Source organism: Caballeronia sp. SBC1 (assembly GCF_011493005.1).
GTDB lineage: Bacteria > Pseudomonadota > Gammaproteobacteria > Burkholderiales > Burkholderiaceae > Caballeronia.
In genome coordinates this window covers 2,603,301-2,623,421 of sequence record NZ_CP049156.1, presented here as the reverse complement: position 1 = coordinate 2,623,421, position 20,121 = coordinate 2,603,301, and the positions used below count along the sequence as shown (strand labels likewise).

Here is a 20,121-nt window from a genome sequence, read left to right as displayed (position 1 = left end):
GCTGGCTGAGGCCACCGAAACCGTCTACGCCGGGAGCCGCGACAACTGCGCTTTCAACTTGTCAGAAGTCGATTCGAATTCCGCCAGCCGTTTGCGCTCCTGCTCGACCACTGCGGCCGGCGCGCGCGCCACGAAACTCTCGTTTTCCAGCTTCACACGAGCCTTTGCGATTTCCTGCGTAAGGCGGTCCACTTCCTTCGTGAGCCGTTCGCGTTCAGCCGCGACGTCGATTTCGACCTTCAACACCAGCTTGTTCGTTCCTACAATAGCAACTGGCGCGCCACTTGCCTCTGCGTCGAGCGCGGATTCGTCGGAAATGATCTTTACTTCCGACAAACGCGCCAGCGCCTGGACATAGGGCGCGAATGATTTGAGCCGCGCTTCGTCACCTGTTGCCAGCAGCGGCACTTTGACCGCCGGCGACAGATTCATCTCGCCGCGCAGATTACGACATGAATCGATAATGGCCTTCAGTTCGGCCGCCCACTGTTCAGACGATTCATCAATTTTAGACGGCTGTGCGACCGGGTAAGGTTGAATCATGATAGATGCGGTTTGGCCGTCTTGCGTGGCTTGCGGATACATGTCCGTCAGCGGTGCGACCTTCTGCCACAAGGCTTCCGTGATGAACGGGATCACCGGATGCGCCAGGCGCAGCACCGTTTCCAGCACGCGAAGGAGGGTGCGGCGCGTGGCGCGCTGCTGTTCGGGCGTGCCGGTCTGAATCTGCACCTTGGCCAATTCCAGATACCAGTCGCAATACTCGTCCCAGACGAATTTGTAGATTGCGCTCGCCACGTTGTCGAACCGGTAGTCGGCGAAACCCTTTTCCACCTCGGCTTCCACGCGCTGCAAAAGCGACACGATCCAGAAGTCCGCCGGGGAGAAGTGGAGGTATCCACCCGGTCCGCAATCGCCTGCCTCGCATTCCTCCGGCTTGCCGAAACCACAGTCGTGGCTTTCGGTATTCATCAGCACAAAGCGGGTAGCATTCCACAGCTTATTGCAAAAATTACGATATCCCTCGCACCTTGCCAGATCAAAATTCACATTGCGACCGAGCGTAGCCATGGACGCCATCGTGAAACGCAACGCGTCCGTGCCGAACGGCTGAATCCCGTCGGGGAATTCCTTGCGGGTTTTTTTCTCGATTTTCTCGGCTTGTTTCGGGTTCATCAGGCCGGTAATTCGCTTGGAGACGAGCGTTTCCAGGTCGATACCATCGACAATATCGATCGGGTCGAGCGTATTGCCCTTGCTCTTCGACATCTTCTGGCCTTCCGCGTCGCGCACGAGACCGTGGACGTAGACGGTGTCGAAAGGGACCTTGCCGGTGAAATGCGTGGTCATCATCACCATCCGGGCGACCCAGAAGAAGATGATGTCGAAACCCGTCACGAGCACCGAGGAAGGCAGGAAGTGCTTGAGCTCCGGCGTCTCGTTGGGCCAGCCGAGCGAAGAAAACGGTACGAGCGCCGATGAAAACCACGTGTCGAGCACGTCGTCATCGCGTTTGAGCGCGCCGGTGTAGCCTTTTTCCGTGGCTTCCGCGCGGGCTTCCTCTTCGGTCTTCGCCACGAAGATTTCGCCGTTATCGCCGTACCAGGCCGGAATTTGATGGCCCCACCAGAGCTGACGCGAGATACACCAGTCCTGGATGTTTTCGAGCCATTGGTAATAGGTCGTCGACCAGTTTTCCGGGACGAACTTGATTTCACCGTTGCGGACCACGTCGAGCGCGGTTTCAGCGATCGATTTGCCCGGATGGAACGTGCCTTCCGGCGCCGGCTTGCTCATGGCGACAAACCATTGGTCGGTGAGCATGGGCTCGATCACCACGCCCGTGCGGTCGCCGCGCGGCACCATCAGCGCGTGCGGCTTGACGGATTCCAGCAGGCCGAGCGCTTCCAGGTCGGCGACGATCTGCTTGCGTGCGTCGAAACGGTCCATGCCGCGATACTTTTCCGGCGCGTTGTCGTTGATCTTGGCGTCGAGCGTGAGAATCTCGATCATCGGCAACTTGTGGCGCAAGCCGACCTGATAGTCGTTGAAGTCATGCGCGGGCGTTACCTTGACCACGCCCGTGCCGAACTCGCGATCCACGTAATCGTCTGCGATCACCGGAATTTCCCGGTTCGACAACGGCAGCATGACCGTCTTGCCGATCAGGTGCGCGTAGCGCTCGTCTTCCGGGTGGACCATCACGGCGGTGTCGCCGAGCATGGTTTCCGGGCGTGTGGTGGCGACCGTCACGTGGCCGGAGCCGTCCGGCAGCGGATACTGGATGTGCCAGAGGCTGCCGGCTTCTTCTTCGCTGGCGACTTCCAGGTCCGAGACGGCGGTGCCGAGTACCGGGTCCCAGTTCACCAGCCGTTTGCCGCGATAGATCAGGCCTTGCTTGTACAGCGTGACGAACACGTCGAGCACGACGGGCGACATTTTGTCGTCCATCGTGAAATATTCCCGCGACCAGTCGATAGACGCGCCCAGGCGGCGCACCTGGCCCGTGATGGTCGAGCCGGATTTCTGTTTCCATTCCCAGACGCGTTTCAGGAATTCTTCGCGGCCGAGATCGTGGCGCGATACGCCTTGTGCGTCGAGTTGCCGTTCCACCACGATCTGCGTGGCGATCCCTGCGTGATCCGTTCCAGGCAGCCAAAGCGTGTTTTCGCCGAGCATGCGGTGGTAGCGGGTGAGGCTGTCCATGATGGTCTGGTTGAACGCGTGACCCATGTGCAGCGTGCCGGTGACGTTCGGCGGCGGGAGCTGGATCGAGAAATCTTTTTTGCCTTCGATCAGAGTCGGCGCAGCGTAGCCGCGCTTTTCCCATTCCGGGCCCCAATGGGACTCGATGTTCTGGGGCTCGAAACTCTTCGCAAGCGTGTTGTCACTCGTGTTGTCACTCATGGGGTGGGATCTGCCGAAAAATGCGTAAAAGAAGCGGGGGTCGGGGAATTATAAGGCGTAGACAGGGCGGGGTCGGCGCGAAGGTTCTTCGTTCGCACGCGGGATTCTGTTTGAGGGGCGTACAGATGCCGGCGAGCCGTAACGAGCGAGCCGGTCCAAAACCCAAGTGCCAACGACCACTCCCCCGCCGATTTATAATACCTGTCCCACCGGAAAACTCCCTCATGCCCGATCTGCTCGCCAATCTGAACCCTGAACAACTAGCCGCCGTCACGCTGCCGAACGAGCCGGCGCTTATCCTCGCGGGCGCGGGTAGCGGCAAGACGCGCGTACTCATCACGCGTATTGCCTGGCTGATCCAGCAGGGGTTCGCCTCGCCTACGACCATTCTCGCCGTCACCTTCACCAACAAGGCCGCCAAGGAAATGATGGCGCGCCTGACCGCGATGATGCCTATCGACACGCGCGGCATGTGGATCGGCACCTTTCACGGCCTGTGCAACCGCATGCTGCGCGCACATTTTCGCGACGCGGGCCTGCCGCAAACCTTCCAGATCCTCGATACCGCCGACCAGTTGTCAGCGATCAAACGGCTGATGAAGGGCCTGAATATCGACGACGAGAAATATCCGGCTAAAAATCTCCAGCACTTCATCAACAACGCCAAGGAACAGGGTCTGCGCCCGAAAGACGTCGACGCGACCGATTCCTTCAACATGAAGTTCGTCGAGTTGTACGCGGCGTATGAGCAGCAATGCCAGCGCGAAGGCGTGGTCGATTTCCCCGAACTGCTGCTGCGCTGCTACGAACTGCTCGCGCACAATCCGCCGCTGCGCGCGCACTATCAGGCGCGCTTTCGCAACATCCTGGTGGATGAGTTCCAGGACACGAACAAGCTGCAATACGCGTGGCTGAAAATGCTGGCCGGAGAGCACAACGCCATCTTCGCGGTTGGCGACGACGATCAGTCCATCTACGCGTTCCGTGGCGCGAACGTCGGCAACATGCACGACTTCGAGCGCGAGTACCACGTGCGCAACATGATCAAGCTGGAGCAGAACTACCGCTCACATGGCCATATTCTCGATACCGCCAACTTCCTGATTGCGAAGAATTCGCGGCGCCTCGGCAAGAATCTCCGTACGGACGCCGGCCACGGCGAACCCGTGCGCGTGTACGAGGCCGCGACCGATACGCAGGAGGCGGCGTGGATTGTCGAGGAGATCAAGGCGATGATCCATGCAGGCGCTGCGCGCGGCGAAATCGCCATCCTGTATAGAAGCAACGCGCAGTCGCGGACCATTGAACATACGCTGGTGAACGCGGGCATTGCGTATCGCGTGTATGGCGGCTTGCGGTTCTTCGAGCGCCAGGAAGTGAAGCACGCGCTGGCGTACCTGCGCCTGATCGACAACCCGAACGACGATACCGCGTTCGCCCGCGTCGTGAATTTTCCGACGCGCGGGATCGGTGCAAGGTCGATCGAGCAACTCGCCGATGCCGCGCGCCTCTACAACTGTTCGATGGCCGCCGCTGTTCCGTATGTGACGGGCAAGGCAGGTTCGAGCATCGGCGCGTTTGCGCAACTGATCGCCAGGATGCGCGCCGAAACGCAGCAGATGAGCCTGCCGGAAACCGTGGAATACGTGGTTCGCGCGAGCGGGCTCGCGACGCATTACGAGAACGAGCGCGAAGGTCAGGACCGGCTGGAGAACTTGCAGGAAGTGGTGAACGCCGCAGCCGCATTCGTGCAGGAGGAGGGCTACGGGCTCGATACCCCCGCGCGTTCCATTCCGCTTCGCCCGGGTGCGACGAACACGCCGGAAATCGGCTTGGCGACCGACGATCCGGCCGTCGACGTGCTCGATCCTGAAAGTTCCGCCGATCCTGCCCAAAATCCCGACACCATGACGCCGCTGGCTGGTTTCCTGTCGCACGCTTCGCTCGAAGCCGGTGATAACCAGGCGCAAGCCGGCCAGGACGCCGTGCAACTCATGACGGTGCACGCGGCCAAGGGCCTTGAATTCATGGCGGTTTTCATCACGGGCCTGGAGGAAGGGCTTTTCCCACACGAGAACAGTGCGCAGGAAAGTGACGGGCTCGAAGAGGAGCGGCGGCTGGCGTACGTGGCGATTACGCGGGCGAAGGAGCGGCTGTATCTGTCGTTTGCGCAGAGCCGGATGTTGCATGGCCAGACGCGCTACAACATTCGTTCCCGTTTCTTCGATGAACTCCCGGAAGACTCGCTCAAATGGCTGACACCGAAGGTGGAGCCCGGCGCGCGGTGGGGCGGCCGGCCGGATAACGCCGGATGGGGCCGTGACTGGTTCGCGCGGCCCGACAAGGAACGCGCGGCCTACACCGATCCCGATGCCGGCAAGCCGCTGCCCGCGTTCGCCAACAGCCAGCGCGCCGCCGACACCGGTTTCAAGGTCGGTCAGCCGGTGTTTCACAACAAGTTTGGCGAGGGCACGGTGATCGGACTCGAAGGTGCGGGCGCCGATGCCCGCGCTCAAGTCCGTTTCAAGCGTCACGGCGAGAAGTGGCTCGCGCTGGCAGTTGCGAAGTTGCAGGCGGTGGAATGAACGCGAGCGTGAACCGTCTCGGCATCATGGCCGCATTGCCGCAGGAACTGGGCGACCTGATCGAATCGATGCACGCGGCCGGTGAGGTGCGTACCGAAACCATCGGGCGGCGCGAGTATCACGTTGGCATCGCGCATGGGGTGCCGTGCGTGGTCACGCTCGCGCGTGTCGGAAAGGTGGCCGCGGCGGCGACCGCGAGCGCGTTGATCCACGTGTTCGATGTTGACGCCATTGTGTTCACTGGTGTGGCTGGCGGCGTTCGTGCCGACGTGCGTGTAGGCGATATCGTGATTGGTGAAACACTGATGCAGCACGATCTCGATGCATCGCCGTTATTTCCGCGCTTTGAAGTGCCCTTGCTGGGCATGGCCAGTTTCCCAGGCGACGCCACGTTGAATACCGCGCTGGCGGATGCATGCAGCGCCTTTCTCGCCGATGAACATGCCGCGTTGGAAACGCGTTTCGGCGTGCATCCGCCGCAATTGCATCGTGGATTGATCGTGAGCGGCGACCGGTTTGTATCGAGTCATGACGAGGTGAATGCGCTGCGTGCAGCGTTGCCCGATGCGCTGGCGGTCGAGATGGAAGGCGCCGCGCTCGCGCAAGTGTGTTTCGAGCACGGTGTCCGGTGCGCGATCGTGCGCACGGTGTCGGATACGGCCGACGCCGACGCGCCCGAATCCTTCATCGAGTTCCTGCATGCGCTGGGCGGCACCTATTCGTCGGGAATCCTGCGGCGGTTTCTGGCTGCGTGGGCTTCCACGGGCGACGCAAGCCTTCCTTCCTGAACGCCGCTTTCGTCAGCGTTTAGACTCTCCCGTCCATGGGCGGATCGGCGCCTTCTTTAAGGCGCCGGAATTGACGCTAAATCACCGCATCCTCACAAGCGTCTTATCGCCGCAGCGGGGTGGGTGAGCGCCATCTTCTGCATGCCGCCGCCTCCAGCACCGCTGCCCGTCCGGCCATCCCTTCGCTTCTCCCCCCGACTCGCTCCCCAAAATTCTCCCTTGTAAGTGAGAATGATTCGCAATTACAATGATTCGGACGACAGGAGGTCCACATGACCGAAACGACGCCCGACTCCAGCCGGGCACAGCGCGCAATGTCCGCGAACGCCGCACGGGTGATCGAGACCACGCGCCGCGCATGGCTCGCCGCAGCGGCGCAGCCGATAAGTGATATCGCCGGGACTCGACGGCCCCGGCCACCCCGGTTTTCACGTCGTCCGATAGTCGCAAATCTTGCATTAGCCATGAATTTCTGGAGTACGAGACCGCTGTGATTGCCACCCCATCATCCTTGGTTAAGTCCACCAGCCCGTCCGCGCTCGTTATTGACGCGTCCGATGTACCCGATCAACGCATGCACGACGCCAGCCGCTTTCCGCTTGTGCGCTTGCGACGGTGCGCAGTACAGCCGGGCTATGCGTTCGGCTGGGGCGCCGAGATGCGGCGGCTGTTATCGCTGAAAACGGCGTTTGTGATCGTGTCGGAACACGACGCCAATGAAACCGCCGATGACACGCGCCTGCGCAGCGCCTGGCTGCGCTCGCACCGGGACACGCTCGCACTTTTTTGCCGCGGATTCATTGTGATCGAGCCGAGGATAGAAGCGCGGGCGTCGACGCGGGAAGCCGTGCGCGCCGCGACGCAAGGCAGCGGCGTGCGAATGGTCGTGGTGTCCAGCATGCGAGTGGCCGGCGAGCTCGCTCCCGTGTTGCTCAAGCATTCGGCAAGCGATCTGGAGAAATCCCGATCAACCGATAAGCCGCGCTTACAGATGCCGTAGCGGCGCATTGCGGCCTCTGTTGAAACAATGTCTGGAGCCGGCGCTTATGTGCTGACTCAGGGCCGTCCCTCTCTAGCAGCGCCCCACGGCCTGAACTATGCTCAGGAGCAATTTGCCCGCGCTTGAACGTGAATTCAGGCGCGGCGTTCCGCTACCAGACAGGGGTTCGAATGCCGACTTATCGTGAAGCTCACCGCCGTTCGATTGAAGATCCGGAATCGTTCTGGGGCGAACAGGCGCGGCGTATCCATTGGGAAACGCCGTTCCAGCAAGTGCTTGATCGCAGCAATCCGCCGTTCGCGCGCTGGTTTGTCGGCGGCAAGACCAATCTTTGCTACAACGCCGTCGACCGGCATCTGGCCGCGCGCGCTCAGCAAAACGCGCTGGTGTATGTATCGACGGAAACGGGCATCGAGCGGCGCTACACCTATGCCGAGTTGCACGCCGAAGTGAACCGCATGGCCGCCGTTATGCGCTCGCTCGGCGTGAACCAGGGCGAGCGTGTCCTGATCTATCTGCCGATGATTCCCGAAGCCCTGTTTGCGATGCTCGCCTGCGCGCGGCTCGGTGCGATCCATTCGGTCGTGTTCGGCGGCTTCGCGGCGCCGAGCCTGGCGGCGCGTATTGATGACGCCACGCCCGTGCTGATCGTGACCGCCGACGCCGGCGCGCGTGCGGGCAAGGTGATCGATTACACGCCGCTCGTGGACGAAGCGCTGGCGCGTGCCACGCATAAGGTGCCGAAGGTATTGTTGATCGACCGCCAGCTTGCACCCGAACGCTTGCAGGCGCCGTATCTGGTTTCCTACGAGCCGTTGCGTGAACAGTTCTTCGAGGCTCACATCCCGTGCGTCTGGCTCGAATCGAATGAACCGTCGTACGTGCTCTATACGTCGGGGACGACCGGCAAGCCAAAGGGCGTGCAACGCGACGTGGGCGGGTATGCGGTCGCGCTGGCGGCATCGATGGAACATATCTTCCAGGGCAAGCCTGGCGACACCATGTGGACTGCGTCGGATGTGGGCTGGGTGGTCGGGCACAGCTACATCATCTATGCACCGCTGATTGCCGGCCTGACAACGGTCATGTACGAAGGCACGCCGATTCGCCCCGATGGCGGTATCTGGTGGCGGATCATCGAGCAGCACAAGATCAACCTGATGTTCACCGCGCCAACCGCGTTGCGCGTGCTCAAGAAGCAGGACCCGAAGCTGATGGAGCAGGCGGATTTGTCTAGCCTGCGCACGTTATTCCTGGCCGGTGAGCCGCTGGATGAACCCACGGCGCAGTGGATTCAGGGTGCATTGAAAAAGCCGGTCGTCGATAACTACTGGCAGACCGAAACCGGCTGGCCGATGCTCGCGATTCCACGAGGAATTGAAGCATTGCCGCCGAAGCTCGGATCGCCGGGCGTACCGTCGATGGGCTTTGCATTGACCGTGCGAAACGAGGCAACCGGCGAGATCTGTGCGCCGGGCGAGAAGGGAGTGATCACGCTTGACTATCCGTTGCCGCCGGGTTGCATGCAGACGGTATGGGGCGACGATTCACGCTTCGTGAAGACGTATTGGCAAAGTGTGCCGGGGCAGCAACTGTATTCGACCTTCGACTGGGGCGTGACCGATGACGAGGGCTACGTATCGATCCTCGGGCGCACGGACGACGTGATCAACGTGGCGGGGCATCGGCTGGGCACGCGTGAGATAGAAGAGGCGATAAGCAGTCATCGGGCCGTGGCCGAAGTGGCGGTGGTCGGCGTGGCTGATTCGGTGAAAGGGCAAGTCGCACTGGCCTTCGTTGTTTTACGCGATGCCCAGGCGTTGGAGGCAGCGGGCGCCCGTGAAGCGCTTGAAGGTGAACTTTGTCGAAGCGTGGATGCACATTTGGGTGCGATCGCTCGTCCCGCCAGAGTCCATTTCCTGGCGATGTTGCCCAAGACACGGTCGGGCAAGTTACTACGACGCGCGATTGCTGCGTTGGCTGAAGGGCGGGACCCCGGCGATCTGCCAATGATCGAGGATGCCGGGGCCTTGGTGCAGGTGAAGGAGGCCTTGACGCGGTAACGGCTCTTCCGTTTATTTCACCAAAGCGCGCAACTCACGCTCCGCCCGGGGCGTGAGTCGCTGCGCCTCTTTCGTGAGATTGACTTGCATGGTTGTCTCCGCAACTTCGTGAACCGCTTGCTCAAGCTGGTACGAGCCTTTTGCCTTGAGCCAGTCCATGACTTCCGCCAGATGCCAGATGGCGGTGCTGCCCTCGTGCACGGGCGATGGAAAGGTATCCGAGTTCGTGAGCATTAACTTGCGCATGTTTTGACGCGTTACGCCGATTGCGTCGGCGACGTCGGTCAGGCCGACAAAATCCGGTGACGCTTCCACTAGCGCTGCCGACGGAATGGCCGACTTGACGTCCTTCAAGGCGCTCATCAATGCCGCTTGCGCGCTGTCCGCCTCCCGCGTAAATGCCAGTGCAATCCGGCCCGGCTGACCCACACCGATCAATGCGTCGTCGCATCCTGCGGCGCCGAGACGTCCGATCAACGCTTCGTGATCGCAGTCGCTGTCCGATAAGCGGTACTTCAATGTGAACGTGTATTCCATGGCGTTGCCTTAATTGAGACCGTTGATTGTCCGGAAACCTTGTTCGACTGAAACGTGCAGTTGTCGACCACGCGCTTGATGGCTCGCGCATGATTCACCGCATTTTTAGGCGTACTCCACACACTGGTAATACAGAATTCGCCGCAGCGGCACTCGGCCGCGTTGTATGGGCAATAAATCCGTCCCCAGGCATGGCTTCCTCCTTGTTCGACGCGCCAGCCATGCGTTTCCGCGTGCCGCAATGCTTCTTCAATTTCCTTCTTCTGATGCTGTGATCGAGTCATCGCTAGCCCCATAGTAGAGGCGCCCCGCAAGGTTGTCAAGTGACAACCTTGCGGGGCGCCTGGAACGTCGAAACGAAAACTCGTTTTAGAGTTGCGCGTTCGTCGGTCGACTGTGTGTCCTGCTCACATGACCGTGATCATTACGCTTTTGCCGTTACCGTTTTTTCCTTTGCATCCCGGGTATTTGGCAGCAGGATCGTCAGGACTCCGATCAGCGGCAGGAACGAACAAACCTTATAGACATAGTCGATGCTCGTCGCGTCAGCCAGATGGCCAAGGACTGCTGCGCCAATGCCGCCCATGCCGAACGCAAACCCAAAAAACAATCCCGCCACCATGCCGACCTTGCCCGGAATCAGTTCAGTTGCATAAACCAAAATGGCCGAGAACGCCGATGCCAGGATCAGCCCGATCACCACTGACAACACGCCGGTCCAGAACAGGTTTGCAAACGGCAACATCAGGGTGAACGGCGCGACGCCCAGAATGGATACCCAGATCACCACCTTGCGGCCGATCTTGTCGCCCACGGGACCGCCCACGATCGTGCCTACCGCCACCGCCGCGAGGAACCAGAACAAATGCACCTGCGCGGTTTCCACGGGCAAATGAAACTTGCTGATGAGATAAAACGTGAAGTAGCTGCTGATGCTCGCCAGATAAAAGTACTTCGAGAAGACAAGCAGCATCAGGACCGTCATGGCGAGCAAGACCTTATTACGCGGCAATGCCGACACCGCAGCCGATGCACGCGCCTTCTTCACTGCCGGGTGACGTTGGTACCAGCGGCCAATGTTGGCCAGCACGATGATGGCAAGCAGTGCCGCAGCCGAGAACCACGCAATGCTGCGTTGCCCATGCGGCATCACGACCAACGCGGCCAGCAGGGGTCCGAGGGAACTGCCCGCATTGCCGCCGACCTGGAACACCGACTGCGCAAGTCCGTGCCGCCCGCCTGACGCCATGCGCGCCACTCGCGAAGACTCGGGATGGAATATCGACGATCCGCATCCGACGAGGGCCGCGGCCACCAGCAATACCGGAAAGCTTCCGGCCATCGACATCAGCAACAATCCGGACAACGTAAAGCCCATGCCGACCGGCAGTGAATACGGTTTCGGATGTTTGTCCGTGTATAAGCCGACCAGCGGCTGCAACAGCGAAGCCGTGATCTGGTAGGTCAGCGTAATCAAGCCGATTTGCCCGAACGACAACGAAAACTCGCTTTTGAACATTGGATAAATAGCGAGGATCAGCGACTGGATCATGTCGTTGAGCAAATGCGCAAAACTGATCGCGCCGAGCACGGAGAAGGCTGTGCGCGGTATGGCAGGGCTCAAGGCGGGTGCCGCGCCGAGCGCGGTTTTATCGATACTTGTCTGCATGATGATGGCTGGAAGTTGACTCTCGGCGTATTTCGTTATGTGTCAGAAACGCGTCAAAAGCGCACCGGAGGCGCTATTTGCTGATAATTTTAATGTGTCCTGTACGCATTGTCCGGCCAAACTTTGTCGCGAAACGGACAGCATTTTGCACACACCTGGCGCGTGCACGCCTGCTTTTGGTGAGAGGGACACAAGTTTGCAACATGTCGGGAAAACACGTCTAAAGAAGCGCCATTTCCCGCCGTAGACCATTGATGTAGCCGTGCGCCCCGCCCAAGAAGCAGGCCGCGCGATGCCAATCAAACTGGGGAATTCATTAGATGAAACCGTTTTCGCTACCGGGCAATTCCGGCGCTGGATTTATTCCCGACGGGGGCGCCAAGGCCGCCGCCCGGGCGATGGCCAAGATCGCCGGCACGAGCGGCCGGTCGTTGTCTGTCAAGGCAACGCTCCGCCTCGCGTTCGCGTTGTTGCTGGTCGGCACGCTGGTTATCGGCGTGATTGCGCTGACGCAGATCAGCCGTCTCAACGGTTCGACAGAATCCATTTATCGCGAGGGGTATGTCGCCAGCCGGGACGTTGAAGAACTGCGCAGCGCCGTGCTGCGTGCGAGCCGCTCGCAAAAGATGCTGCTTACCGCGACCACCGCGAAGGAGCGCGACGAACTGGGCGCGGACATCGAGCACGCGCTAGCCGATATTGGCCGTGGGCAACATAACCTGCAAAACTACGCGGACCCGACGGGTGACCAGAAGCGCCTGGCGACGTCGGTTGGCGCGTGGAGCACCGACCTGCGTGCCTTCGTCAAACTGGTGAAGGAGCAACCGCTCGATCTGTCGCAGATGAACTGGCAGGTGGGCATCATGGATGTCTCGCTGCTGGTGGCGACGGGCAAGCTGGAAAAGCTCGTGAATGCGCTCATCGAACAGCGTGGCGCGGCGGCGAAGGCGACGATCGATTCGGCGGCTTTCATCTATCACGAGTCGTTTGTGATGGTTGCCGTGCTGACGCTCGTGCTGATCGTGCTGGCGTTCGCGGTGGGCGAATGGGTCGTGCGGCGGCTCGCGAGACAGCTTGGCGGCGAACCGGTCTATGCGATGGAAATCGCGAGCCGGATCGCGGCGGGCGACCTGTCGAACCGCATCTCGATCGCGAAGCGCGACAACACCAGCATGCTGCACGCGCTCTCAGGCATGCAGAAGGATTTATCGGCGACGGTCGGCGAAATCGCGGCCAGCGCGGAAGCGATCGCCTCGGCGTCCAGCGAAATCTCGCAGGGCAACGTGGACTTGTCGCAGCGCACGGAGCAACAGGCCGTCGCGCTGGAAAAGACGGCGTCGAGCATGGAGGAGTTGACGTCCACCGTGCGCCAGAATGCCGAGAACGCGAAGCAGGCGAGTTCGCTGGCTTACAACGCTTCGGAGATTGCGGAGAAGGGCGGCGTGGTGGTCGGACGCGTGGTGGCGACCATGGAGCAGATCAACGCAAGCGCGAAGAGTATTGGCGACATCATCGGGGTAATCGAGGGCATCGCGTTCCAGACGAATATCCTCGCGCTCAATGCAGCCGTTGAAGCGGCGCGGGCTGGTGAAGAAGGGCGCGGGTTCGCAGTAGTCGCAGGCGAAGTGCGGAACCTCGCGCAACGATCGTCGGCGGCAGCGAAGGAGATCAAGGGCTTGATCCACGCGTCGGTGGCGCGTGTTTCCGATGGCTCGACCTTCGCTCACGAAGCCGGCGCGACCATGGACGAGGTCGTGAAGGCGGTCAAACGCGTGACGGACATCATGGGCGAGATTTCGGCGGCGTCGGCGGAGCAAAGCAGCGGTATCGAGGAAATCAATCTCGCCGTCACACAAATGGACGCGGGCACGCAGCAGAACGCGGCGCTGGTTGAGCAGGCCGCGGCCGCGGCTCAGTCGCTGGATGATCAGGCGCACGCGTTGAAACAATTGGTCGGGAAGTTTCAACTCGCGTGATGCAACACGGTATGCACGTTAATCGACGAACGCAGGCTTGCTGAACCGCAAGCCTTTGTTCTAGAATTCGCGACGGGCGCGGCAGGGCGCCCAGTCTCGCGAAAGTGAAAACACCTGTCATGCGTTATCGCTTCATCTGGATAAACCGCAACGTTGAACCTTTAGCCGCAGCGAGAACGGCGCAACAAGGAGAAACGTCATGTGGTCAACATCCTGTCCCAGTTTTGCCAATTCCGGTCTCACCAACACCGAATTTCTTCGACGCCACGCGCGCCGGCTGCTTCGTCGCGCTCACGCAGACGACACGAGCATGGCGATGCCCGTCTTGCGCCGCCTGCTCGCAGCGGGCGTCACCCGCGCCGAGACGCTCGCGGAGCTTCACAAAACGCGCGCTGAAGTTCAGCTCAAACACGTATTGAACATGCTGGCGGTCGAGCTGGGTCATTTCGGCTGGGACGCGTGCAAGCCCGTGCTTGACACGCGCGAGCCCGCCGTCATCGATCGATACCGCTTCGATGCAGGCGCTTTTGGCGACTACGAGAAGGTGTGGTTTGCCGGTGCTGGCGCCGCGCGTGAATGGCAGCGCGAGCACGGCGGGTACATCGTGAAGTACGGCGATCAGGCGGTGGCAATACTCTGGCGCGAGTGAGGAAGAGCTTAAGGCGAGCACCTCGCCGCCGCGCTGCCGGTTCGTGATCATGAATCGGCAGCGCGTCGGTTGAAGCACAAAAAGCGCTAAAGCAACTCCACTTCCTTCCAGTCCGCGTTAGAAAAAAAACGGCTTAGTTCGCGCATGAGTTCGTTCAGCGCGGCCATTTCCAGCTGCGTGATCTTGCGCACGTGCTGCGCTTGTGTCCAGTCGCCATAAAGCATGGCCACCGTCGAGCCGTTTGCCTTCACGGGTAACAGCACGAACGCGTGGGCATCGCCGAATGAAGGTTTGAACCAGCGCGGCAAGCGGGCTTCAATCCGCGGATCGCGAGCATTCTCGATAAAAATCCCAACGGGGTTCGAGATCGCCAGATGAAACACGTCCGGCTCGAACGCTGCGGGAAATGTCAGCGACGGCAGCAGCGTGTCCACGCCCGCCCCAAGTCCGAGCCGCGCGTGGAACTCATTGTTGGACTGGCGCACGAATACCACCGTGCGCGAAAATCCGAGTCCGGCAAGCACCGCTTCGGACGCCAGCGCAAGCACCGCGCCCAGCGCGTTCTTCGACGGCAGCGATCGCAAGTCATCAAGGCCCGCGGCAATCCGCGCTTCCGCCGATAACCCCGCGCGCGCGATGGCATCGGCGTTCGCGCGCAGTTCCACAATCTCACGCATCACGCCGTCGTTCGAGTCTTCGTTCGCGAGCGCGAGACTCATCGCGGCGAGCGTTGCGGCATCGGTCAGCAACGCGCGGCTGTAGCGGTTCGCGATGTCCACCAGCGAAGTCTCGCGATGTGTCTCGTCGACATGCTGCGCGGTGAGCGCATCGGCGACTTCGGTGGAATAGTTTGTGACGGCCTGCAGCCAGCGCACGTGGCGTGGCGTTTTTTCATCGATAGGAGCGAGCGGGTCGCGGGTCAGCATGCCGGTGCGGATAGTTTCCGGCAGGCGCCAGCGGTCCGCGGCTTCCATGCCGATTTCCTCGAAGGTGACGCCGAGCAATGTGCTGCACGCGAGGCTGTCGCTGATCTGCTCGGCCGTGGCCTTGCGGCGCAACTGATCCCACTCGGTCTCCAGATAAAACGCCACCAGCAGCTTGCCGATCTGACGCATCAGAGTGCAGACCACCGCTTCTTCCGACGCCCGGAACTCGCTGCGCTCGGTCACTTGCCGCGCAACGGTGCCGGACAGCAGCGTGCGGTTCAGTTCGAGCTTGGCGTCAATGCGCCGTGGCGCGCTCTGATGAAAGTGATCGACCAGTTTCAGCCCGACCACCAAGTGTCCGACCGCGTCCATGCCCAGCACCATCAACGCGCGCGTCACGGTGGTGATGTTGCCACCGAACGAGATGTACATCGCGGAGTTGGCGAGGCGCAACACCTTCTGCGTAAGGCCGAAGTCGGACAGAACGACCTGGACCAGGGCGGTAAAGTCCAGGTCGTCGTCGCTCATTGCGGACACAGTGGTGCGCAGCGCTTGGGAGAGCATCGGAAAGTCTCCACGCTCGCTCATGCGGCCCCACAGCTTGTCCAGTAATTCGGCTTTGGAATTGCTTGCCATGCGATTGGTGTCAATGCCTTACGCGTTCCGGACCGGGTGCCCGGAACGGCTTGAATCGTCGACCTGGGTCGAAGTGTAATGCGCAGAAAAAAGCCCGCATGAATTCTGCATAAACCCTCTGCATGAACCTTATAACGGCGCGCTCACACGGAAGCTTTACAGCAGACCATTAATGAAGCGCTGCAGTAGGACCGGTCCTTGGCCCCTGCCGATGCAAAAACGTGACGGTATCTTATAAAGGCGCCTGGAGAAAGAGCGTTTTATCCTGAAAGCAACGCATGAGTTCGCCGGCGGGCAGGGCTTTGCTGATCAGCCATCCCTGGATCTGGTCACAGCCCATCTCGATCAACAGTTCGCGCTGCGCTTCTGTCTCCACGCCTTCCGCCACGAGTTCGAGCCCCAACGATTTTGCCAGGCCCACGACCGCAGCCACGATCGCCCGGTTATTACGCGAAGTCAGCAGGTTTTCGATAAAGCTGCGGTCGATCTTCAGCTTTGAAAGCGGGAAGCGCTGCAGATAGGACAAGCTGGAATAGCCGGTGCCGAAGTCATCGACGGCGAACGCAATGCCAAGCGCGGCCAGTGTTTCGAGCAGGCGGGTGGCTTCTTCCGGATCATGCATCAGCAGGCTTTCCGTGATTTCGAACACGAGCCGGCTCGGATCGAGGCCCGTCAGTTGCAGCGCCTCCTTCACGTTCTGCGTAAAACGCTTGTCGCGGAATTGCTGCGGCGAGACGTTCACCGAGACATAGTCCAGCACGAAACCTTCGCTGTCCCACTGCACCAGTTGCATGCACGCGGCCTTGAGCACCCAGTTGCCAAGATAGTTGATCAGGCCGATCGATTCCGCGAGCGGGATGAAGGCCGTCGGCGGTACGAGGCCGTGTACCGGATGCTGCCAGCGGATCAGCGCCTCGACGCCGACTACGCTGCCGCTTCGGCTTTCGGTGATCGGCTGGAAGTGCAGCGAAAACTCGCCGTTGCGCACGCCTTCGTAAAGATCGGCTTCCAGGTTCAGGCGCTCGGCGTTGCGGGGGTCGTTGTCGGGAACGTGGAACACGACAATATTGCCGCCCGAGGTCTTCGCCTGCGCCCGAGCGTGGTCTGCCATGCGCAGCAGGCTGCTGCTGGCGTGCTCGACTTCATCGGGGAAAATGGCCGCGCCAATGCTTGCCGACAAATGCGTATGTTGTCCGCGATACCGGTAGGGCTGCGCAATCGCGCTCAATACCCGCCGCGCGACATCCTCGGCCGCTGCGGCTGCCTCGGCCGACGTGCCGGCCGAGAACAGCACGGCGAATTCGTCGCTGGCCACGCGCGCCACCCGCTCGCCGGCGCGTGCTGCATGCTGAATGCGGCGCGCGGTCTCGCGCAGCATGTCGTCGCCGGCGTCGTAGCCGAGTGCACGGTTGATGCGCTGGAAATCGTCTATGTCCACCAGCAACAGCGCCGCATGCGTGCCCGTGTGAACGGCCTCGGCCTGGGCGGCATCGAGTGCGCTCTTCAGCGCTGTCAGGTTCTCGAGGCCGGTCAGCGAATCGTGATGCAGCGTGTGCCGCAGCGCGGTTTCGCGGTCGCGCCAGTGCGAAACCTCAAACGCGGCGAGTGCGAAGCCGGGCAGACCTTGTGCGTGCGTCGCGAGGACCCGCAGTTCGACGAGGATCGGCGTGGTCAAGGATTTCAGCAGATGCAGCGTCGCGGTCTCGAGCTTGCCGCTCTGTTGTGCACGCGCGACGAGCGCATCGAGTTCATCGATTTCAGCCGAGGGCACCAGTTCGTGCAACGTGAGCGAGCTCAGATAATCGCGGTGATAACCCAGGAACTCGATGCTCCTCGCCGATACATAGCAAAACCGCAGCGACGCATCCACTTGCGCGAGGAGATCGACGGCGGCAAGGGTGGCTTCCGCGGCGATGCTTGGGCGAGGTTCAGCTTCATTGACCGCCGCCGGATGTAACAAATGAAGCGGCGCGGGCGAAGCCGAAGCTGGGGCGGTCCGTCCTGTTTTGGTCCCCCGAGCACTGTGCGGCATCGATCCGGGCAGCGTGAACGGCAGAGGATCGCGGCTACCCGTGGCCAGCACGGTGGCGGGGGTTACTTCCGCGATGGCGAACTTGGCGATGCAGCTAGGTAATATTGTCGCGCTCGTTGTCGCGATCAGCGCGCGGGCGCTTGCGCGCGCGGCGGCGCTGATTTGGCCGGCTAGGGCGAGCCATGCGTTCAAGCGCTGGGCGGGGGTCCGTTTTACTGGCATGTTTCGGTTATAGCCTGTCTGATTGCACGCCGGCCGGTAGCGGCGCGGCGCATGCTGTCCGGCAAGCGCGCTGCATCGGGCATCGGCTGTTGATGGTCCGGCGATGCGGGCGTAAGCCACCAGACGATCCGGTAACCGCGAGTCGGACGCGTTCTTTGCAAGTTAACGGTTATGCCCCGAAATTCTTTAGAGGAGTAGCGGTGCGCTCGCAAGCCACGACCGCAGCGGGTTTGACGCAATTTGTCGACATCGCGATTTGGGGTAGAGTGCGGCTTGATAGTTGCAGGTTCTGAACCCGGTGAGTTGCGCCGTAGAGGGTCGTTTTGAGCTATCGTTCGGCCCCTGTCCGGCCATTTATTGTTCTTTCGTGCTTGTAAGGTAAATCGGTAAGGTAAATCTGTAAGTTAAATCCGAGAGTTGAATGCTTAAGCTAGCGCTTAAGCCTACCCGTCAAGCTAACCATTCGAGCTCACCGCTGTCTGGTTGCCATTCAGTCAATACCGTTCCATTGCTGCACGCCATGATTGCGTCCCCAAGCCGATTGCCGGAGCCGGCCACCAAGCTAGGCGTATCGAACGCGCTGAGCGCACGCATCGTGTCGCGCGAGGTTTCGGCGACGGCCGTTCATTGCATTGAGCGCGCGGTATCGCTGGTATTGCTGGTGCCGCGTGCACGGAGCAAGTCCCGCAACAGGTCCCGCAGCAGGTCCATTCATGCCGCCGGTTGATCGGAACTCGACCCGCCGCGCGGCGCACAACGCCGCGGACAATCTCGCGGCGAAGACCGGCGAGAAGATGACCGGCCCCGTTCTTCGCGAACCGGAAAGCGTCTATCTCGGCCGTCAGCCGATCATCGATCGCAACGGCGCGCTGCATGCTTACGAACTGTTGTTTCGCGATAGCCCGGACAACCGCGCGCGCATTTTCGACGACGTGCAGGCCACTGCCCACGTTGTCGCGCGAACGGTTGGCGAGATCGGTTTGTCGGCGGTGCTTGGCGATCACCGCGGCTTCGTGAACATGAACCGCGACCTGCTGTTCGACGACATCGTCCACATCATGCCGCCCGAGCGTTTCGTGCTCGAGATTCTGGAAACAGTCACCTTCGACGACAAGCTTTTCACGCGCTGCGCCCAGTTGCGTGCAGCGGGCTTCCAGTTCGCCCTCGACGACGTCGTGTCGCTCACCGAACCCCTGCACCAGGCGTTGCCTTACGTGGATTACGTGAAGGTTGACTTCCTCGCCACGCGGCGCGCCGATCTGCCGGAACTGGCGGCAACGCTCAAGCAACATGGCAAGACGTTGATCGCAGAAAAGATCGAAACGCACCAGGACTTCGAAGAAGCCCGCAAGCTCGGCTTCGACCTCTTCCAGGGTTACTTTTTCGCCCGTCCGCAAGTGCTGGTCACCCGCCGCTCGAATCCATCGCGCGCAGCACTGCTGCGTCTTTTGGGCGTGCTGTCGGGCGAGCCCGATATCAGCGAACTCGAGGCCGAGCTGAAGCTCAATCCGAACGTGGTCGTGCAGTTGTTACGGCTCGCCAATTCGAGCGCGTTCAAACTGAGCCGGCCGGTGTCGTCGTTGCGCGAGGCGATTGTCGCGACGGGTACACGGCAGATTTCGCGCTGGACCCAGTTGCTGCTCTACGCCGATGGCCGCCACTTGCCGTGGCGTTCGGACCCGCTGGTGCAACTGGTCGGGACACGGGCACGCTTCATGGAACTGTCGGCGCGTGCCATGTCGCCATCGAGCGAGGAGTTCGCCGATGCCGCCTTCATGACCGGCATCTTTTCGCTCGTGCATGTGGTGGTCGATTTGCCTCCGGCCGAGATCATGGATTTGCTGAAGTTGTCGAAAGAAATGTGCGCTGCGATCGTCGATGGCCAAGGTCCGCTCGGTGCGCTCCTGCGCCTCTCGCAGGCCGCGGAAAGAGGCGATGCGCCGGAGCTCGATTCGAGCATTGGCTCAAGCGTGGATTTCAAGGTGTTGACGCCGGAGGTGCTTGCCGATCTCCAGTTCGAGGCGGCCACATGGTTCGGTGCGCATCGGGTGGAGTAGGTATCGAAATGTACTGCGGCATGTATTGGTAGGTATTGCGTTTGCTGCGTTAATCGGTTGTCCCCGGGGTGTTC

The 20,121-nt window shown here is 61.1% G+C and carries 13 protein-coding genes; 7 read left to right on the top strand and 6 right to left on the bottom strand.

Annotated features, from left to right (window positions below; genetic code table 11):
- Nucleotides 1-24: 24 nt before the first annotated feature.
- Nucleotides 25-2,907: a valine--tRNA ligase gene (locus SBC1_RS11520; protein WP_165987661.1), complete on the bottom strand. Its 2,883-nt coding sequence runs from the start codon at nucleotides 2,905-2,907 to the stop codon at nucleotides 25-27.
- 224 nt (nucleotides 2,908-3,131) lie between these two features.
- Between SBC1_RS11520 and SBC1_RS11515 the strand changes: the two genes are divergently transcribed.
- The 4 genes from SBC1_RS11515 (at nucleotide 3,132) to SBC1_RS11500 (ending at nucleotide 9,343) form a co-directional block, all read left to right on the top strand.
- Nucleotides 3,132-5,492, top strand: coding sequence for a UvrD-helicase domain-containing protein (locus SBC1_RS11515; protein ID WP_165987658.1), 2,361 nt, complete (start codon nucleotides 3,132-3,134; stop codon nucleotides 5,490-5,492).
- Nucleotides 5,489-6,280 (top strand): 5'-methylthioadenosine/adenosylhomocysteine nucleosidase, encoded by a 792-nt coding sequence (locus SBC1_RS11510; protein ID WP_165987656.1) that lies wholly within the window; start codon nucleotides 5,489-5,491, stop codon nucleotides 6,278-6,280. Before SBC1_RS11515 ends, SBC1_RS11510 begins: the two co-directional genes overlap by 4 nt.
- A 490-nt stretch (nucleotides 6,281-6,770) precedes the next feature.
- Nucleotides 6,771-7,280, top strand: coding sequence for a hypothetical protein (locus SBC1_RS11505; RefSeq protein WP_243830204.1), 510 nt, complete (start codon nucleotides 6,771-6,773; stop codon nucleotides 7,278-7,280).
- 170 nt (nucleotides 7,281-7,450) lie between these two features.
- Nucleotides 7,451-9,343 carry a propionate--CoA ligase gene (locus SBC1_RS11500; RefSeq protein WP_165987654.1) on the top strand — a complete coding sequence of 631 codons (1,893 nt, stop codon included), beginning with the start codon at nucleotides 7,451-7,453 and terminating at the stop codon, nucleotides 9,341-9,343.
- Between the two features lie 12 nt (nucleotides 9,344-9,355).
- Here the strand turns inward: SBC1_RS11500 and SBC1_RS11495 are convergent, their stop codons facing one another.
- From SBC1_RS11495 to SBC1_RS11485, 3 genes are all read right to left on the bottom strand, one after another.
- Complete coding sequence (locus tag SBC1_RS11495) at nucleotides 9,356-9,880, bottom strand: AlpA family transcriptional regulator (RefSeq protein ID WP_165092090.1); 525 nt, start codon at nucleotides 9,878-9,880, stop codon at nucleotides 9,356-9,358.
- The gene (locus tag SBC1_RS39800; protein ID WP_243830203.1) at nucleotides 9,859-10,164 is read right to left on the bottom strand and encodes a hypothetical protein; all 306 of its coding nucleotides are present in this window, start codon (nucleotides 10,162-10,164) and stop codon (nucleotides 9,859-9,861) included. The genes SBC1_RS11495 and SBC1_RS39800 overlap by 22 nt, the downstream gene beginning before the upstream one ends.
- A 140-nt stretch (nucleotides 10,165-10,304) precedes the next feature.
- Nucleotides 10,305-11,549, bottom strand: coding sequence for an MFS transporter (locus SBC1_RS11485; RefSeq protein ID WP_165987652.1), 1,245 nt, complete (start codon nucleotides 11,547-11,549; stop codon nucleotides 10,305-10,307).
- A 320-nt stretch (nucleotides 11,550-11,869) separates the two neighbouring features.
- Between SBC1_RS11485 and SBC1_RS11480 the strand changes: the two genes are divergently transcribed.
- Complete coding sequence (locus tag SBC1_RS11480) at nucleotides 11,870-13,525, top strand: methyl-accepting chemotaxis protein (protein WP_165987650.1); 1,656 nt, start codon at nucleotides 11,870-11,872, stop codon at nucleotides 13,523-13,525.
- A gap of 199 nt (nucleotides 13,526-13,724) precedes the next feature.
- A complete protein-coding gene (locus SBC1_RS11475; RefSeq protein ID WP_165987649.1) occupies nucleotides 13,725-14,174 on the top strand; it encodes a hypothetical protein in 450 nt (149 codons plus the stop codon).
- An 86-nt stretch (nucleotides 14,175-14,260) separates the two neighbouring features.
- On the opposite strand, the gene SBC1_RS11470 is transcribed toward SBC1_RS11475, so the two are convergent.
- Both SBC1_RS11470 and SBC1_RS11465 read right to left on the bottom strand, forming a co-directional pair.
- The gene (locus tag SBC1_RS11470) at nucleotides 14,261-15,736 is read right to left on the bottom strand and encodes an HDOD domain-containing protein (protein ID WP_165092086.1); all 1,476 of its coding nucleotides are present in this window, start codon (nucleotides 15,734-15,736) and stop codon (nucleotides 14,261-14,263) included.
- A gap of 232 nt (nucleotides 15,737-15,968) precedes the next feature.
- Nucleotides 15,969-18,110: a bifunctional diguanylate cyclase/phosphodiesterase gene (locus tag SBC1_RS11465; RefSeq protein WP_241201934.1), complete on the bottom strand. Its 2,142-nt coding sequence runs from the start codon at nucleotides 18,108-18,110 to the stop codon at nucleotides 15,969-15,971.
- Nucleotides 18,111-18,784: 674 nt separating this feature from the next.
- Between SBC1_RS11465 and SBC1_RS11460 the strand changes: the two genes are divergently transcribed.
- Nucleotides 18,785-20,047, top strand: coding sequence for an EAL and HDOD domain-containing protein (locus tag SBC1_RS11460; RefSeq protein WP_165093276.1), 1,263 nt, complete (start codon nucleotides 18,785-18,787; stop codon nucleotides 20,045-20,047).
- Nucleotides 20,048-20,121: the final 74 nt, after the last annotated feature.

What these genes read in the sequence shown, in the direction of transcription:
- SBC1_RS39800 (WP_243830203.1), bottom strand. Translation starts at nt 10,164, where the DNA reads ATGACTCGATCACAGCATCAGAAGAAGGAAATTGAAGAAGCATTGCGG.
- SBC1_RS11480 (WP_165987650.1), top strand. Translation starts at nt 11,870, where the DNA reads ATGAAACCGTTTTCGCTACCGGGCAATTCCGGCGCTGGATTTATTCCC.
- SBC1_RS11520 (WP_165987661.1), bottom strand. Translation starts at nt 2,907, where the DNA reads ATGAGTGACAACACGAGTGACAACACGCTTGCGAAGAGTTTCGAGCCC.
- SBC1_RS11510 (WP_165987656.1), top strand. Translation starts at nt 5,489, where the DNA reads ATGAACGCGAGCGTGAACCGTCTCGGCATCATGGCCGCATTGCCGCAG.
- SBC1_RS11500 (WP_165987654.1), top strand. Translation starts at nt 7,451, where the DNA reads ATGCCGACTTATCGTGAAGCTCACCGCCGTTCGATTGAAGATCCGGAA.
- SBC1_RS11460 (WP_165093276.1), top strand. Translation starts at nt 18,785, where the DNA reads ATGACCGGCCCCGTTCTTCGCGAACCGGAAAGCGTCTATCTCGGCCGT.
- SBC1_RS11515 (WP_165987658.1), top strand. Translation starts at nt 3,132, where the DNA reads ATGCCCGATCTGCTCGCCAATCTGAACCCTGAACAACTAGCCGCCGTC.
- SBC1_RS11495 (WP_165092090.1), bottom strand. Translation starts at nt 9,880, where the DNA reads ATGGAATACACGTTCACATTGAAGTACCGCTTATCGGACAGCGACTGC.
- SBC1_RS11470 (WP_165092086.1), bottom strand. Translation starts at nt 15,736, where the DNA reads ATGGCAAGCAATTCCAAAGCCGAATTACTGGACAAGCTGTGGGGCCGC.
- SBC1_RS11475 (WP_165987649.1), top strand. Translation starts at nt 13,725, where the DNA reads ATGTGGTCAACATCCTGTCCCAGTTTTGCCAATTCCGGTCTCACCAAC.
- SBC1_RS11485 (WP_165987652.1), bottom strand. Translation starts at nt 11,549, where the DNA reads ATGCAGACAAGTATCGATAAAACCGCGCTCGGCGCGGCACCCGCCTTG.